The sequence below is a fragment of the Streptococcus thalassemiae genome, from assembly GCF_903645285.1.
Lineage (GTDB): Bacteria > Bacillota > Bacilli > Lactobacillales > Streptococcaceae > Streptococcus > Streptococcus thalassemiae.
The window spans coordinates 98,665-114,545 of sequence record NZ_CAHJXN010000003.1 but is presented as its reverse complement, the minus strand read 5'-3'; the positions used below and the strand labels follow the sequence as shown (position 1 = coordinate 114,545).

Here is a 15,881-nt window from a genome sequence, read left to right as displayed (position 1 = left end):
AATATTATTTTGCATTTCTCTTTAAAGAAAAATGGTCTGGGACGGGGTCCTTACCTGTTTTCGACCAGGGATGGCAACGTAAAATTCGAGCCAAGCCCATCAAAACACCCTTGAAGCCATGTTTTTCAATAGCCTGAATCATATAGTTTGAACAGGTAGGCTCAAAGCGACAAGAGGGTGGAAAGGCTGGTGAGATAAACCGTTGGTAAAAGCGCACAGGCGCTATTAAAATTCGTTTCATTATTTCTTGGTTACAGCCATGGTGTGTAGTTGGCTGATTTCTTTTTTATTAAGACGACGGGATTCTCCTGGACGGAGTCCTGTCAAGTCTAGATGTCCAAAACGGGTCCGTGACAACTTGTCCACTTGAAGACCGACAGCTTCAAACATCTTTTTAACCTGGTGGTTACGTCCTTCATGGATGGTCAACTGCACCACAGAGCGGTTTTTGACTGGATCCACTTTGAGAATCTCATAGACAGCCGGCTTGGTTTTCTTACCATCAATCTCAAGTCCACGGGTCAAGGGGCGGAGATTGTCCTTATTGGCCACACCTTTAACACGCGCGACATAAACCTTGTCAATCTCATTACGAGGGTGAATCATTTCATCCGTAAAATCCCCGTCATTGGTCAAAATCAAGACTCCTGATGTATCCCAGTCCAAACGACCTACAGGATAGATGCGCTCCTTCACGTTGGGCAAGAGGTCGACAACCGTCTTGCGCCCCTTGTCATCTGTCACACTGGAAATGACACCGCGTGGTTTGTTAAGCAGATAATAGACCTTTTCTTCGTTGTAGATAGGTTGACCTTCAACTTCGACCTTGTCGCCTGACTTGATGGTCGTTGCTAGTTCACGTACCACCTGGCCGTTAACCGTCACCAAACCTTGCTTGATTAGCTCTTCTGCTTTTCTCCTACTGGCCACACCTGCGTGGGCAATATACTTATTGATTCTCATCTTCTTCTATCCTTTCACCAAATAATTGGCTTTCTTGGGCTTGAATCTCAAGCTCATCAATCACTGGTAATTCTTCCAAATGATTTATCCCCATGTAATCTAGGAAATAATCTGTTGTCACATAGAGATTGGGGCGTCCCAACACTTCTTTTTTTCCGTCTTCTCGTATCAAGTCAAAGGCCTGCAACTTTGCCAAGGCCCCACTCGAGTTGACCCCACGGATGGCATCAATTTCTATCCGTGTGATAGGCTGCTTATAGGCAATGATGGACAAGGTCTCAAGGGCAGCCCGAGATAAGCTCTGGTTGATAGGTGCCTTAGAGTATTCCTTCAAAATCTCTGCAAATTGAGGCTTGGTCACCAATCTATAAGCGCCCCCTGTCTCAATCAGGGCCAAACTGGAATCTGGGTCCTTTTCATACTTCTGGGCTAATTTTTCTAAACTCTGTTGGATGCCTGTCGGTGGCAGAGAGAGGAGTTCAGCTAACTGGCGGACTCTAATCCCATCTTCACCCGCTACAAACAAGAGCGCTTCTATTTTTGCTAAAGTACTCATCTTTCCTCTCTATCAAGTCTAGCTTTGGGCCGCTTGACTTTCTCCCTTCTTTTCCATGAGATAAATATCTCCGAAACTTTCCTCTTGCACGAGGATCAGCTCCTGGGTTTTGATTAACTCCAAGGTTGCCAAAAAGATGGTAATGACCTCTTGGACATTCTGGGCTTCCTTGAACAAATCTTGCAAGCGCAGTTGATCTCGTCCAACCAAGGACTCTTTCACGATAACCATCATGTCCTCGATTTTATACTCATCCCGCAAGATAGTCGTGTGATTCTGTGCAAACTCTTCTTTTTTCTTGGCTAGGATATTTGAAAAAGCCAAAAAGAGGTCAATGGTCGTCCTATCATGCACAAGCTCCGCATCTTCGTAAATCAGCTCTGTTGGCGCTTTGGAATAGTGCTGGGCCCGTTCTTGGTGCTTGGCTTCCAAGTGCTCCCCCAAGAGCTTGAACTTGCGGTATTCTTCGATTTGAGAGAGAAGGTCCTGCTCCAGGTCATCCTCCAAGTCTGTCACTTCTGCTACCTTTGGCAAGAGCTTGCGGCTCTTGATCAGCATGAGCTGACTGGCCATAACCATGTACTCACCCGTCACTTCCAGACGCATAGCCTGCAGGGTTGAGACATAGGCTAGATACTGTTCGATGACTTCCGTAATAGGCACATCGTAGATATCCATCTGGTACTTAGAAACTAGGTGCAAAAGCAAGTCCAGGGGCCCTTCAAAATCTTTTAATTTAATATCCATTATCTATATTTTTCTATGGTCAGGACTGTTTTTAATCCTAATTTTTTTGCAATTTCGTACAAATCGACCTTGTTTTCTATTTGTCTTAGAATGAACTGTTCCCGCAAGACTTGAGCGGATAAGGTTGGGAAACCTTTCTCCTTGACAAAAGCTTCTATCTGACGAAAGGCCCACTGACGAGAATAGGCTTTCCCTCCCCTTTCAAAGAGATAGGTCTGGCCCATCAAGGGTTCCAACTCTGAAAGCAAGGTCGTAGGAATGGTGACAATCCTCTGTTGGGAAGCCTTCTTGATTCGCAACACCTGAAAGTCCAGATTGATATCCGCAACTTTGAGAGCCAAAATCTCACTCGGCAAGAGCCCCATTTCTAAGATAAGAAGTGCCAGTAAGCGTCCTTCTGGATAATTACTTTCCTGCCAAAAAGAGTCTAGGTCTAACAGTTCTGGTTTTGCGGTCTTCTTTTCAGCTTGTTTGGCTAATTCCAAGCGATAAAAGCTATCCACCTCTCCTTTTTGATAGAGAAAGTAGAGAAATTGGTTACAGGCCGAAATCTTCCGCTTCTGGGCGCTGATTTTTAGATTGGCTAGTTGGGCTTGATAAATCTTGAGACTGGTCTCAGAAATCCGCTCTCCTATAATGTCTAAAAATTGCTCCAAATCATACTTATAGGACTGCTTGGAATTAGCAGATAAGCCCTGCTTTTCCTCTAAAAAGGCTGAAATCCTATCTCTCATTTGCATCGAATATCATATTCCTTACTAAAGTCATGCAAGAGGGCATTCACTGCCTTAAGGATAGACTTGCGCGTGATAATTCCTTGGAAAATACCAGACGCATCCACAACCGGCAAGAAGGACTCATCTACCAACTTGTGCAAGACCTCCGTAATAGTAAAATCAGGCGAGACGACCGCTACGTCCGTTCTCGTCATGTGGACAATGTCCGTATCCGCCATGATTTCTTGACTCAAGTCATGCTCCATCTGATAAGCCATAATATCTCTGAGCCCAATCGTCCCAACAAACTGTTTTTCATCTGTCACAACGGGAACACGGGTATAGGTCATCTGACTGAGCAAGAGGGTCGCGTGATCCGCATTGTGAGTATCAATCAACACAGCTAGATTTTTAGCAGGAGTCAAAAAAGTTTCTTCTTGCCCCAACAAGAAAGTCTCAAACTCCTTGGCAATCATCGGCTAAACTCCTTGGACAAGCCCGGATACACCTCATGCTCTCGTGTCAAAAAGTCCACTTTGAAATAACTGTCATCAATCTCCACACGAGCATAGAGACATTCTCTGATGGTACCACGTGGTTGACTGATGGAACCTGGATTTAGAAAGAGGGTCTTGCCTTCCATCCAAGCATTTGGTACATGCAAGTGACCATAGAGGCAGATATCGGCCTCTTCTTCCTGAGCCCAGTAGTCCAACTTTTGAAAGTTGAAATTGATGTCAAACAAATGACCATGGGTTTGGATAATCTTGGTCGAACCAAGCTCGGTCACCAAACGTTCTGGGTAGCCGGCGTAGAAGTCCATGTTCCCTTTAACAACACGGATGCCTTCCCAAAGGGGAGAATCAGGACGCAGTTCAGAATCGCCGTTATGAAAAACGGCGTCAACTTTGCCCACATAGCGATCACGGATTTCTTCCACAATCAAGCTATCGCCATGGGAATCGCTCATTACAATGATGGTTTGCTTTGCCATGATGGAAATACCTCCAAAAGTTTCTTAACGGCTAAGGCACGGTGAGATTGGCTATTTTTTTCTTCAAGGGTTAATTCAGCTGAGGACTTGCCTGTCTCTCCTACAAGGAAGAGAGGGTCATAGCCAAAGCCATTTTCACCCTTTGGTTCAAAGTTAATGTAGCCAGGCCAGTCTGCTTCAACAACCAAGCTTTCCTTGTTTGGACTGGCTACGACTAGGGTTGTATGGAATTGAGCCGAGCGGTCCTTGAGTTCAAAGACCATGGCCAATTCGTGCAAGAGTTTGGCATTGTTTTCACGATCAGTAGCTCCCACTCCTGCGAAACGAGCTGACCAGACACCTGGCAAGCCACCAAGGACATCGACTTTGAGACCTGAGTCATCTGCCAAAACCATCTTGCCCGTTAATTGAGAAATGGTTTCTGCCTTGAGACGGGCATTTTCTTCGAAGGTCATGCCTGTTTCTGCTACTTCAGGCAGGTCTGGATAATCATTAAGATTTTCCACATCGTAGCCTAGCTTGTCAAAGATAGCTCGGAATTCCTTGGTCTTGCCCTCGTTACGAGTCGCAATCAATAAGGTTTCTCTGACCTTGTTTGTCTCAAAGAAAGCTTCTACATCAACACCTTCTTTAGGCAATTCTACATGCAAGAGTTGCCCATTTTCAACCAAGAGCAAAGCTCCCTGACGTTGGATGACTTCCACATTTCGTCCCATTTCTTGGTTGAGGATATCTACCACAAAAGACAATAAACGGTAGAGAGAACCATAGCGTAAAACAGTAACAGAAACAGGAAAACCTCGATCCTCATCTCGAAATCTTTGGGCAAACTCCAATAGAGGAAAATCCAAGTCATCATCCGTCAACGTCCGGACGCCACCAAAAATACCATAGGACCCGACATACCAGTCCTGGTCATCCTTGTATTCATAAATTTTATTTGTCATAATTCTACATGCTCCACATGAATCTCTTTTTCAAGCCATTCTTCACCAATTTGTGCAAAACTTTGGCTGCTGGCTGTTGTGTAAAAACGGTGATGGAGTGGTCCCGCATCGCGACCACGATTGATTTCAAAATAATTAAGTAAGACTGAGATGTCCCGTACGCACTCTGCTCCACTATCGATGAGCTGAACCTTTGGTCCCATGACATTTTGAATAATAGGTCTGAGGAGTGGATAATGGGTACAACCCAAAATCAGGCTATCCACCTTTCCAACCAAGGGACGCAGGGTTTCATAGACCACTTTCTTGGTGACACTGGTTGACAGGGCACCTGACTCAACCAAGGGAGCAAACTTGGGACAGGCTAAACTCTCCACCTGTAAGTCCGGATCCAAATCATGGATTTTCTGACGGTAGATGTCTGATTGTACCGTCATGGGCGTTCCAATCACTCCGATTTTCCCACCTTGGCTAGACTTGATGGCTGCTGAAGCTCCTGGCAAAATCACACCCAAGACAGGAATATCTAGTTGAGCCTTGATTTCTTCCCAGACGACCGCAGTCGCAGTGTTACAAGCAATGACAATCATCTTGACATCCTTGGTCAAGAGAAAGTTGACCAACTGCCAAGTATATTCACGAATTTGCTCAGCAGGACGGGGACCATAGGGCGCCCGTGCCGAATCTCCAATATAGACGATTTCTTCATGGGGAAGCTGGCGCATGAGCTCGCGCACAACGGTCAAGCCCCCGACACCCGAATCCAAAAAACCAATTGGTCGATTATCCATACAGTCTTCTTTCTAGTCTTTTTTCTGATTGATAGTTCATTATGATTATTGATCCTTATGAACTGAATGACAGCCTAATCAATAACTATCTCTCTTAATCATAATCAAATATCAATAGAATGCAAGGAAAAAGTCTCATCCCTAAACCCTTAGCCAACATAGTGAGAAGTCTGGAATTTTCATCCCAGACTTTTCCTTATTTATTTTTTCTTTTTATTGTTAGCAAGGGCTGCCTTTTGTTGGCGGATGATTTGGTGGTAAACTTGTTGTACCTTAGCTTCGCTTGGTTTTTGACCATTTGCACTCAAAAGAGTACGAACTGCTTCAGCATTCAAACGTGGGTTGTCAGCGAATTCTTTTTCGATTTGCTTACGAACCAAGTACATTCCTCCCAGAGCTCCTCCTAGAAAAGCTAGCACAATCAATACAATTGCTAATAGTAAATCCATCATATTTCTCCTGTTTCTTTTTGAGTCTCTTTCATTATACCATAAACTAGCCACCCTGACTAGTTTGTTTTACGCTTTCAGGGAGGGAATAGACAGCAAAAAGAACCCTTCTTTTCTGAGAAAGAGGGCGCCAACGACCGAGACAAGATTCTCATGGATATTGGCAAAAACCCTTATGTCGTTTCGATTAAATCAAAAGTCTATCTCCAAGATGGACGCCAATTTCAGTTTACCGAAAGTCGCCATAAACTTGAGAAGTTTCGATTTGTAGATTTTGCAAAGCGTAAGAAATAAAAGACTGAGACACTGGATCTCAGCCTTTTTCTTTATCCCAAAACCAATTCATCACTGACTAGACTTTGGCCACTATTTTTCTGGAAGAGATGCATGAGATCTTCAACTGTTAGATTCTTTTTCTCTTCTCCCTTAACATCCACCACTATCTTACCCTGATAGAGCATAATGAGACGATTTCCGTACTCAATCGCATGGTTCATATCGTGGGTAATCATCAAAGTCGTCAACTGATGGTGTTCCACAATCTTTTGCGTCAAGTCCATCACCATTTGACTGGTTTTTGGATCAAGTGCCGCAGTGTGTTCATCCAAAAGCAAAAGTTTGGGTTTCACCAGAGCTGCCATGACTAGGGTCAAGGCCTGTCTTTGTCCTCCTGAGAGATATTGAGTATCTACTTTTAAGCGGTTTTCAAGACCAATATTCAACTCCTTCAAGGCCTCTTGGAACTGGATTCTGTCCTTCTCCTTCACGCCCCAGCCAAGCCCTCTCTTCTGCCCGCGTCTCAATGCAATAGCCATATTTTCCTCAATCGTCAAACGAGAAGCTGTTCCCATCTTAGGATCTTGAAAAACACGGGCGATATCCTTGGCTCTCTTTCTTACACTCAGATTTTTAATGGATTTGCCTGCCAATAAAAGGTCCCCTTCGTCCACCGATAGATTGCCAGCCAAGATATTCATCAAAGTGGATTTCCCTGCTCCATTTCCACCAATCACAGAGATAAAATCTCCCTCTTCAACCTCTAAATCTAATCCTTTGAGGACATGGTTCTCATTGACCGTCCCTGCTTCAAATGTTTTGTGAATATTTTCAAGTGTTAACAAACTTGCCATAACTTTCTCCTCCTATTCATTTCTCAATTTCAGACCACGAATCTTTAATCTCTTTTGCAATTCTGGCGCAAATAAAACTAAGGCTAACAAGATTGCATTAAAGAGACGAACTAGATTTTGATCTAGATTTGGAATTTCATAGATATTTAAAATAATCAAACGGTAAACAATAGCACCGATTCCGATGGATAACAAGCGGCCTCCAATGGTCAAGTCGTGTATCAAGACTTCCGCAATAATGACTGCACTCAAACCAACAACGATAGTTCCTGTCCCAGAAGTCACATCCGAAAATCCATCATTTTGGGCAAACAAGGAACCACATAGGGCAATCAAACCGTTTGAAATCATGTAACCAACAATCTTCATGGTGTCTACATTGACCCCATTTGCCTCACTCATCGGAATATTGTCTCCAGTCGAACGCAAGACCAAACCAATCTCTGTTTTCATCAAAAGAGTCAAGACCAAACAAACAAGTAAGAGACAGGCCAAACTGAATGAGAAAACAGCTTCTTCATTTGTCAGTCCCAAGCTAGCCAACTGTTTAAAGACAGTTGAAGAATCTCCCAAGGAAAGATTGGGCACACTTCCCATGATTTTAATATTGATGGAATAAAGCCCTGTCAAGGTCACAATACCTGTCAAGAGAGCTGGAATTTTCATCTTGGTATGGAGCATTCCTGATACAAGACCTGCTACCATACCTGCCAGCAAAGCAAGTAAGGTCGCAAGCCAAGGATTTGTCCCTGCCTGTATCTGTGATACAACGACTGCTGCCCCCAGAGGAAAGGCTCCCTCAGCAGTCATATCCGCAATATCCAAAATACGGAAAGTCAAGTAGACCCCAATCGCCATAATCGACCATAGCAAACCTTCTGATAAACTAGATAACACAAAATTCATCTCAATCCTCCTTATTCCTTGCCTTCTAACTTACTAATATCAATTCCTAGTGCATCTGCCATTTCTTGATTGGTATGCAATTCCAGTTTTTCAGGCAACTCAACTGCTATATTTTCTGGCTTCTCACCTTTTAAGACACGAACTAGCATTCTTGCTGTCTGTCTTCCCAATTCTTCATAATTGGTTCCGTAGTTATACAAGCCACCAACCGCAACCATTTCTGTTGAACCACCAAATACTGGGACCTTGTGTTTAATAGAAACCTGCTTAACTGTTTCCATGGTTGACGAAATGATATTATCCGTTGGTACAAAAACCATATCCACCTCTGCCATCAAGCTTTCTGCAGCCGCCTTGACGTTGTTACTGTCCAAGATTGTTTTTTCAACAACGGTAAAGCCTTTTTCTTCCAGAAGGCGCTTAGCTTCATCCTTTTGGACAACTGAGTTTGGCTCGCTCTGAGTATAGAGAATTCCAATTGTTTTAGCTTTTGGCAACACTTTCTTTATCAAATTGATTTGGGTTGAAATGGCATCTGATGACTGATCGCTTGTCCCAGTCACATTGCCCCCAGGATGTTCTCTTGACTCAACCAACTTGGCACTGACAGGATCTGTTACAGCTGAAAAGATAACCGGTGTCGTTTGTGTTGTATTGGCCAAGCTCTGAGCAGAAGGCGTTGCGATAGCTAGAACGACATCACTAGATTCTGCTAGTTGCTGGGAAATGGTTTTTAGATTTCTTTGTTCTCCCTGTGCATTTTGCAAATCAATCTCGATATTTTTCCCCTCAACATAGCCTTGCTTGGCCAGCTCATCCACAAATCCTTCTCTAGTAGCATCTAAGGACTGGTGGGTAATAAACTGCGAAATACCGATACGAAACACATCTTTTTTCTTATCTGCCTTCAACTGATGTAAACTGATCAGAGAGGTCAAGAGAATCCCCACTACCAAGAGGGGTGCTAGTAATTTTCGAATAACTTTCATAATGAAACTCCTTCTCAGAAAAGATAATACTCAATGAAAATCAAAGAGCAAACTAGAAAACTAGCCGCAGGCTGTACTTGAGTACGGCAAGGCGACGTTAACGTGGTTTGAAGAGATTTTCGAAGAGTATAAAACAAAAAACCGCCTAGATAATACCTAAACGGATGCTTGAAATAATCTAACAAGTTACAACTTAGCTAGTCCATTTAGATATTCATCTATATGGACCACAATCAAAAATCTTAGCCACATAGATACAAACAAATTGCTTGAACTGTTTGCATCCATGGTGACATGTCTACAAACACTATCTAAAGTAGCTAAAGTAAAAGTTTTGATTCATTGTTACAGCTTGTCTCTTATTCATTTCTTTTTCTGCTTTCTTTTTTGATGTTTCCTATCTTACCACCTTTTTCATCACCTGTCAAGAATATTTCAGAATTTTTTAAAATTTTTCGAAAATTCTTTCAGTATGCTTTCAATTCTTTTAGGATAATTTCAAAGATTTGCACATTAGACAAAATAGAACGATTTGAAGACTTTTATGGTATTTAGTTGTACTAGAGCCTTTTAAAAGTGTTTTGATGGCTTGTATTTCTTCTTTGGTTGATTTCATATCACTATTATATAATGCGTTTTGATTTTAGTATAGTATTAAACTGACTCTTGGCAGTCGAACAAAAAATCGACAGTTATTTTATACTGTTTAAAACCAATAGTCAATACGACAATCTCTTTACTTTTCGATTATCAACTCTGTAGATTGCTAACATATCCAAAATAAGCCAAGTATCCCGAGGATAGGCAACATATCTAGGTGTCCAGATAGGATTAAACTTTTGTTTATACTGTCTAAGACCACTAAATGAATAGAATCGATTAGTGAAGGCATAGATGAGATAGGCTACTTTTTCTTGTAGAAAGCTATGTTTCTCAGTTCCTACATTTGACAACGGCGCCATGCCTAATTCAAATAAACGAACTCCTTCTTCTTTAAAATGAAGTAATAATTTCACAAAGAGATAATCCATAATACCATTGGGTGCTGTCCTTAAGTAGTAGCGCATCAAATCGATACTAGCTTCTTCAGGACCATTACAAGCTAAAAAGGTAACAAAAGCCTGAACCTTATCTTCCTGATCCCTTACAAGAGCTATTGGTGCTAATTGAATGTACTTCTCATCAAAAAATCCAAGTGAAAACCCTTTTTCTTGGCGACCATCTAGCCAATTATCCGATATTTCTTTGAGGGTGTTAAGCAACTTCTTATCAAAAGGTGGTTGTAATACTTGAAATTGATACCCCTTGCTTTCTAATCGATTAACAACTGTTCTAAATTTCTTTCCTTGTTTTCCTTCGGTTGTAAATCTATCGAGTAATACCTGAGCAGTCTCCCCAAATTTCATAAAGTCGTACCCATATTCATGAAGTAATAGGGTGGTTTCTTGATTAATTTCGTAGAAAATAACAGAGACATTTGTGTCCTCCGCATCCTCTAAAAACTTCGATAAGCCTTTTTCTAAATATCCTGACTGTGCCAGTGGATCCGACATAACGACACATTTATTATTTTCAATTGCAAATTGGAAAACAACCTTGTCTTGACCATCCTCTTGGTACCAATAAAGGTATTTGTCATCTAAATAAGCCAGGGTAGCATCTAAATTTATATTTGGTATTGTTGCAATAAAGTCTTGATAACGTTGCTTATCGAAAACTTCTCCAAAATTCTCTTTGGTTTGATTGCTCTCACGGAGTACCAAAACATACGAAATCACCAATATCAGAGACGAGCCAAAAAGATGAAGCCAGTGTGTAATCAAATGAGGAAGATGTTTAACTTCAAACACATGATGAGGGTTCAAATGTCCTAACAAAACAAGGGTCAAGAAGAAACTTCCACCAATATACGATATATCCTTACAACAATCTTCCCAAGCATAAATATAATGACTGCGAACAAATGTATTTCTAATCCACCATATGATAGACAAAATAATGATTAGAAAAAAACTACTTGCTAATGAAAGACTACCAATATTCAAATAAACAAGGCTTACTAGACCTAGTACAGTAGCGAATGGTAATGTAAATTTTAAACGTCGTTTCACTAGTCTTGCAAGAAGGAAGAAGTGAACGCCGAGAATGATACTAGGAAGTTGAAAAACAAACTGTCCAGTACTAGGTGAAAGTTCTTTAAACAAAGGAAGATGACCTAATTCTTGAGGAACTATAGCTGACACCACGAGGAAGAAAGCAAACAGTCGCAACCCCCAAACCAATACTATAGTGGATAGTGATCCAATAACCTTTTGAGGAATTCCCAAATATTTCTCATTAAGTCGGCCACCCATATTTTTTAAGAATAAAACAACTCCTAAACAGAACGGAAGAATATAATAGAATAAACGAAATACTAGTAACCAACTTATCGCCTGATCTTTATCAATACCAAGGCCAACTAAACCAGATACCATAATTAAATCGAAACTACCTAGGCTACCAGGAATCATCGATATAATCCCAATTGTAATAGCAATCATAAAGAGGGGAATTACATCATAAATTGGTAAATTGTAGCCTAAAACATACCCAACCAAAAGGAAAAAACTTAATACACTAGCCCAATCAAGGGCAGAAGTTAACACTAAAGATAACATTGTCCTTCCACTCAATTGACCAAAATAGACCCATTTTTTTCTATTTGAAACAAATAAAATAATTGGAAGATAGAGACAAGCTCCCAAAAGAGCTGGCCAATATTGTTTAATCCCCATTGAAATGGGAAATATAATTGTGAAAATTAAACTTATCAGTGCAAACAGTGAGAAACCACTCATAAAATAAGGGATGACACGAGAAATTCCTTGCATACTTTTTTCAGAGCGTTCTTCATCTCCATAGAAAGAATAGCGTAAACCAACATCCACCAAACCGGCAAAGCCAATCATATTATTCAAGCTATTTATAGTCCAACTTGTTTCTAGTAAGTAAGATAATTTTTGTTTCTGATTAAGTTCTTTATTTAGGATTCTATCATAGAGCATCATTGGTGCAACAGCCATAGAACCGAGCAAAGCTAAACTAATGACTTTTATTGGAGAGAGTTCCCCCAAGATTGCTCCAATCTTATCAAACGAAATTGTCTTAAAAAGTCTGATTATCTCTACAATAACTAAACTAACAATAGATAAAAATAAGGTAATCTTGATGAGTGTCTGCCATTTTTTCATGCAATTCAAAATTGTTCTCACAAGCTCATCCTCTTATCCTAATAAAGTTTGTAATATTGGAATAACAACGATAAATAGAACCGTACTTAGAGTCACCACATTCGTAGAGAATTCCACATCTCCTTTTCCCTGATTAGCAAGGATTGGGAGAACAGCTAGAGCTGGTGTAGCGGACTGAATCATAAAGGTCTTAAATTCTACTGTCGCCATATTTGGTGCAGAGAACTTCAATACAAGAAACATAATCAGAGGAGCTAGGATAAAGCGTCCAACTAAAGTGACAATTGTATCTTTATCAAAAGTAATAGTATTCAAGCCTGCCTTTGCAAGAACGATACCAATATAAATCAGAGATAAGGGAGTGACGATATTTCCAACATAAGTTAAGGTATTTGTTGCGAAATCTGGAATGGAAATTCGGAGAAACAAAAATAGTAGAGCGACAAGAAAACCTACAAGCGGAGCTGGAAGCAATTTCTTCCAGTCAAATTTAGTTTTATTCTTGCTTTGACCCGATTTACTATCGCTCGTCATCACATACACGCCTAATGTCCAGGTAGAAATCGTGTTGGTGATATAGTAAATTAAGAAATATGGAAGAGCCTGATTACCAAAAAGAGCAACGTTTAATGGTAAACCGATAAAAATAGTATTGGCATTCACAAAGGTATTAATCATGGTTCCTCGCCGTCCTGGACGAACCTTGAAAAGCCTAACTGCAATATAAGCTACGATATATCCCAATTTAAATGCTACAAAAATATAAAAGAGTCCTCCAGAAAGACTGATTAGTTTATCTAGCGTTAGGTATTTCATCACCGACACAAAGATTGACGCTGGCAAGGCTACATTCATGATCAAACGAGATAGATTGGATCCAAAACTATCTCCAAACCATCCCCTCACCTGAAGAATATACCCCAAAACAATAATAGCAATAATCGGAATGATACTCGTAATCGAGGTTAAAAAGAGTGACATAGGTGTCCTTTCTAAATTACTTAAGTCCACAGCCCATACAAATCTGCCACTATAGAAGGATAGCGGCAGAAATGAATTATTTATACTCTGGATACCACTTCAAATCACGAACTGCTTTGGCCATATCTGTTTCCTTAGCGCGTGCAAGTCCTTGCTCTTGTGCTTTTTTAGCGACTGCTTCTGCTACTTTAATAGAAACATCTGCTACATACTTGAATGGTGGCAAGACAGGAGCTCCTGGTTGGCCTGGATTGACAATACCACTCAATGAATGCGCCGCTGCTCCAATCATTTCATCAGTCAAAAGACTTGCTTCAGATGCCAGCATACCTAGACCAAGACCTGGGTAAATCAGGGCATTATTTGCTTGACCAATCACATAGTCTACACCTTTATAAGAAACCGTATCAGCAGGAATTCCTGTTGCGACAAAAGCTTTGCCATCTGACCATTCAATCAAATCTTTGGCACTAGCTTCTGCCAATTTAGTTGGATTTGACAAAGGGAAGATCATTGGACGTTCTGTATTTTCACACATAGCTTCTACTATTTCTTTAGTGAAGGTATTAGGTTGAGTTGAAGTTCCTACAAGAATGGTTGGCTTCACAGTCTTCACTACTTCAAGCAGGTCAGTCAACTTATCTGCGTTACTAAAGTCAGCACGTTTCTTAGCAAATGGTTTTTGCTCTGGTGTCAAGTCATCCATGTCATCAAAGAGAAGTCCTTGTTTATCAACCATAAAGAAACGTTTATAAGCTTCTTCTTCAGAAAGACCTTCACTTACCATTTCACGAAGAACACGAGAGGCAATTCCTGCACCCGCAGTACCACCACCATAGCAGAGATAAACTTGATCTGTTAATTTTTCACCACTAATATCCAGCGAACCAAAGATACCACCCAAGGTAACGATGCCTGTACCTTGAATATCATCATTAAAGGTCGGAATTTGTTTCCGGTATTTTTCAAGAATATTGGCAGCATTCAAGCGGCCGAAGTCTTCCCAGTGAAGGTAAAGTTTAGGAAAGAGACGTTCTGCTGTTTGAACAAATTGGTCAATGAAGTCGTAGTAACGATCTCCGCGAACCCGTTCGTGACGATTTCCTAAGTAATTAGGATTGTTACGAAGTTCTTCACGGTTAGTCCCTGCATCAATGACTAAAGGAAGGACCATTGAAGGATCGATTCCAGCAGCACCTGTATAGACCATCAATTTTCCAACAGAAATATCGACACCATTTGTTCCCCAATCGCCAATTCCAAGGATTCCTTCTGCATCTGTTACAACAATGAGACGAATCTCGCGACCCCCGGCAGCATTTTTCAAAGTGGCTTCAATATTTTCAGGATGATTGATATCAAGATATCCCGCATATTGGGGATCTACAAAAAGATCACTATAGCCTTCAATTGTATCTGCAATGGTTGGATCATATACAATTGGATTGAATTCTTCCAAATGTTGAAAAAAGAGGTAATAGAAAAGAGTCCTGTTGGTATTAAAAATTTCCATTAGGAAAAGACGTTTTTCCAAATCATTGGCTTTTGTTTGCATTTGTGCATAAGTTTGCGCCGCTTGTTCTTCAATCGTTTGAACATACGGTGGCAGTAAACCAATAAGGCCTAGTTCCTTTCGCTCCTCTAAGGTAAAGGCAGTACCTTTATTGAGGAAAGGATTGTTTAAAATATCATGTGCAGTCATAGTGCAACCTCCTTTTTGTTTATATTATACCATATGAAAAGAATTGTTTATGAAACGTTGTTGTTTAAATAATACAATTGTATACGCATATGTTATAATGAGTCTACGAGAACAATTTCTAATAGGCTCTTTTATACTTAAAACACTATTATTGACAATACTTTAAGTTGTTATATTTTATAAATTTCTGAACCCATCAAACTCTCGATGATCACTCTTTACTAAAAGTTTCGAGTAAAAGAAACCAATCATACAAATTGACAATCCTAATTAAAATAAATATCACATAAGTATGTTATATAACACTTTGTATTTTTTAAGGTGTTTTTTTGTCATATAAAACTTGTATTCTATTTATATGACAACTAAAAACTATTTACAACAATATATTTCCCAAAAAGTGAAATATTTTCGAACACAGAATAAAATGAGCCAGGAAGAACTTTCGGAACAAGCAGGACTCGGGCTTAAATATATCAATCAACTTGAAAACCAAAATGTGAATCTGACCATTCACAGTCTTGAAAAAGTGATTGACGCCCTAGAAATGACCCCAGAGGAATTTTTCAATTTTGATAGCCTTGAATCAACCTCTGATAAGAGTGGCAATCTTTCACTCAAAAGAATCAACATGAAGATTAAACAGCTCCCTATTGATAAACGAGAAAAGATGTTGGTCATTTTTGAGAGTATCTTAGATAATCTTTGAGATTCCTGACTCACTTACATTTTAACTGGTGAATACTCGTATAGTCAAATTGTAGGATACGGATAAAA

Annotated in this window: 17 protein-coding genes and 2 pseudogenes; 2 read left to right on the top strand and 17 right to left on the bottom strand. The window is 40.3% G+C overall.

Going from position 1 to position 15,881, the window contains the following annotated elements:
- Window positions 1–4: 4 nt before the first annotated feature.
- From yidD to HWX15_RS05745, 10 genes are all read right to left on the bottom strand, one after another.
- Window positions 5–241: a membrane protein insertion efficiency factor YidD gene (yidD, locus tag HWX15_RS05790; protein ID WP_173306792.1), complete on the bottom strand. Its 237-nt coding sequence runs from the start codon at window positions 239–241 to the stop codon at window positions 5–7.
- On the bottom strand, window positions 241–963 hold the full coding sequence (locus HWX15_RS05785) for a pseudouridine synthase (RefSeq protein ID WP_001222228.1): 723 nt from the start codon (window positions 961–963) through the stop codon (window positions 241–243). The genes yidD and HWX15_RS05785 overlap by 1 nt, the downstream gene beginning before the upstream one ends.
- Window positions 950–1,519 (bottom strand): SMC-Scp complex subunit ScpB, encoded by a 570-nt coding sequence (scpB, locus tag HWX15_RS05780; protein ID WP_000105303.1) that lies wholly within the window; start codon window positions 1,517–1,519, stop codon window positions 950–952. Before scpB ends, HWX15_RS05785 begins: the two co-directional genes overlap by 14 nt.
- 18 nt (window positions 1,520–1,537) lie before the next feature.
- Window positions 1,538–2,266: a segregation/condensation protein A gene (locus tag HWX15_RS05775; protein ID WP_175880509.1), complete on the bottom strand. Its 729-nt coding sequence runs from the start codon at window positions 2,264–2,266 to the stop codon at window positions 1,538–1,540.
- Entirely contained in the window at window positions 2,266–3,000 is a 735-nt protein-coding gene (xerD, locus tag HWX15_RS05770) for a site-specific tyrosine recombinase XerD (protein ID WP_303048054.1), read from the bottom strand. The genes HWX15_RS05775 and xerD overlap by 1 nt, the downstream gene beginning before the upstream one ends.
- Window positions 2,997–3,458, bottom strand: a complete 462-nt coding sequence (gene cbpB, locus HWX15_RS05765; protein WP_175880507.1) for a cyclic-di-AMP-binding protein CbpB — start codon at window positions 3,456–3,458, stop codon at window positions 2,997–2,999. The genes xerD and cbpB overlap by 4 nt, the downstream gene beginning before the upstream one ends.
- Window positions 3,455–3,976, bottom strand: coding sequence for a metallophosphoesterase (locus tag HWX15_RS05760; protein WP_084887508.1), 522 nt, complete (start codon window positions 3,974–3,976; stop codon window positions 3,455–3,457). The genes cbpB and HWX15_RS05760 overlap by 4 nt, the downstream gene beginning before the upstream one ends.
- Window positions 3,952–4,923 carry a nucleoside-triphosphate diphosphatase gene (locus HWX15_RS05755; protein ID WP_020902174.1) on the bottom strand — a complete coding sequence of 324 codons (972 nt, stop codon included), beginning with the start codon at window positions 4,921–4,923 and terminating at the stop codon, window positions 3,952–3,954. Before HWX15_RS05755 ends, HWX15_RS05760 begins: the two co-directional genes overlap by 25 nt.
- Window positions 4,920–5,714 (bottom strand): glutamate racemase, encoded by a 795-nt coding sequence (gene racE, locus HWX15_RS05750; RefSeq protein ID WP_000370376.1) that lies wholly within the window; start codon window positions 5,712–5,714, stop codon window positions 4,920–4,922. The genes HWX15_RS05755 and racE overlap by 4 nt, the downstream gene beginning before the upstream one ends.
- Before the next feature lie 200 nt (window positions 5,715–5,914).
- Window positions 5,915–6,163 carry a YneF family protein gene (locus tag HWX15_RS05745; protein WP_000364990.1) on the bottom strand — a complete coding sequence of 83 codons (249 nt, stop codon included), beginning with the start codon at window positions 6,161–6,163 and terminating at the stop codon, window positions 5,915–5,917.
- A gap of 129 nt (window positions 6,164–6,292) precedes the next feature.
- On the opposite strand from HWX15_RS05745, the pseudogene HWX15_RS05740 reads away from it, so the two are divergent.
- Window positions 6,293–6,457, top strand: a pseudogene (locus tag HWX15_RS05740) (UTRA domain-containing protein); the annotation flags it as partial.
- Between the two features lie 32 nt (window positions 6,458–6,489).
- Here the strand turns inward: HWX15_RS05740 and HWX15_RS05735 are convergent.
- The 7 genes and pseudogenes from HWX15_RS05735 to HWX15_RS05705 form a co-directional block, all read right to left on the bottom strand.
- Complete coding sequence (locus HWX15_RS05735) at window positions 6,490–7,293, bottom strand: ABC transporter ATP-binding protein (protein WP_050391064.1); 804 nt, start codon at window positions 7,291–7,293, stop codon at window positions 6,490–6,492.
- A 12-nt stretch (window positions 7,294–7,305) separates the two neighbouring features.
- A complete protein-coding gene (locus tag HWX15_RS05730) occupies window positions 7,306–8,199 on the bottom strand; it encodes an ABC transporter permease (RefSeq protein ID WP_175880506.1) in 894 nt (297 codons plus the stop codon).
- A gap of 11 nt (window positions 8,200–8,210) precedes the next feature.
- Window positions 8,211–9,188 carry an ABC transporter substrate-binding protein gene (locus HWX15_RS05725; RefSeq protein ID WP_175880505.1) on the bottom strand — a complete coding sequence of 326 codons (978 nt, stop codon included), beginning with the start codon at window positions 9,186–9,188 and terminating at the stop codon, window positions 8,211–8,213.
- 496 nt (window positions 9,189–9,684) lie between these two features.
- Window positions 9,685–9,804, bottom strand: a pseudogene (locus tag HWX15_RS05720) (IS630 family transposase); the annotation flags it as partial.
- A gap of 103 nt (window positions 9,805–9,907) precedes the next feature.
- A complete protein-coding gene (gene mprF, locus HWX15_RS05715) occupies window positions 9,908–12,442 on the bottom strand; it encodes a bifunctional lysylphosphatidylglycerol flippase/synthetase MprF (RefSeq protein ID WP_175880504.1) in 2,535 nt (844 codons plus the stop codon).
- A gap of 12 nt (window positions 12,443–12,454) precedes the next feature.
- On the bottom strand, window positions 12,455–13,402 hold the full coding sequence (locus HWX15_RS05710; protein WP_175880503.1) for an AEC family transporter: 948 nt from the start codon (window positions 13,400–13,402) through the stop codon (window positions 12,455–12,457).
- 76 nt (window positions 13,403–13,478) lie between these two features.
- Window positions 13,479–15,104, bottom strand: coding sequence for a malolactic enzyme (locus HWX15_RS05705; protein ID WP_061438706.1), 1,626 nt, complete (start codon window positions 15,102–15,104; stop codon window positions 13,479–13,481).
- Between the two features lie 358 nt (window positions 15,105–15,462).
- Between HWX15_RS05705 and HWX15_RS05700 the strand changes: the two genes are divergently transcribed.
- Entirely contained in the window at window positions 15,463–15,813 is a 351-nt protein-coding gene (locus HWX15_RS05700; RefSeq protein WP_164226984.1) for a helix-turn-helix domain-containing protein, read from the top strand.
- Window positions 15,814–15,881 lie beyond the last annotated feature (68 nt).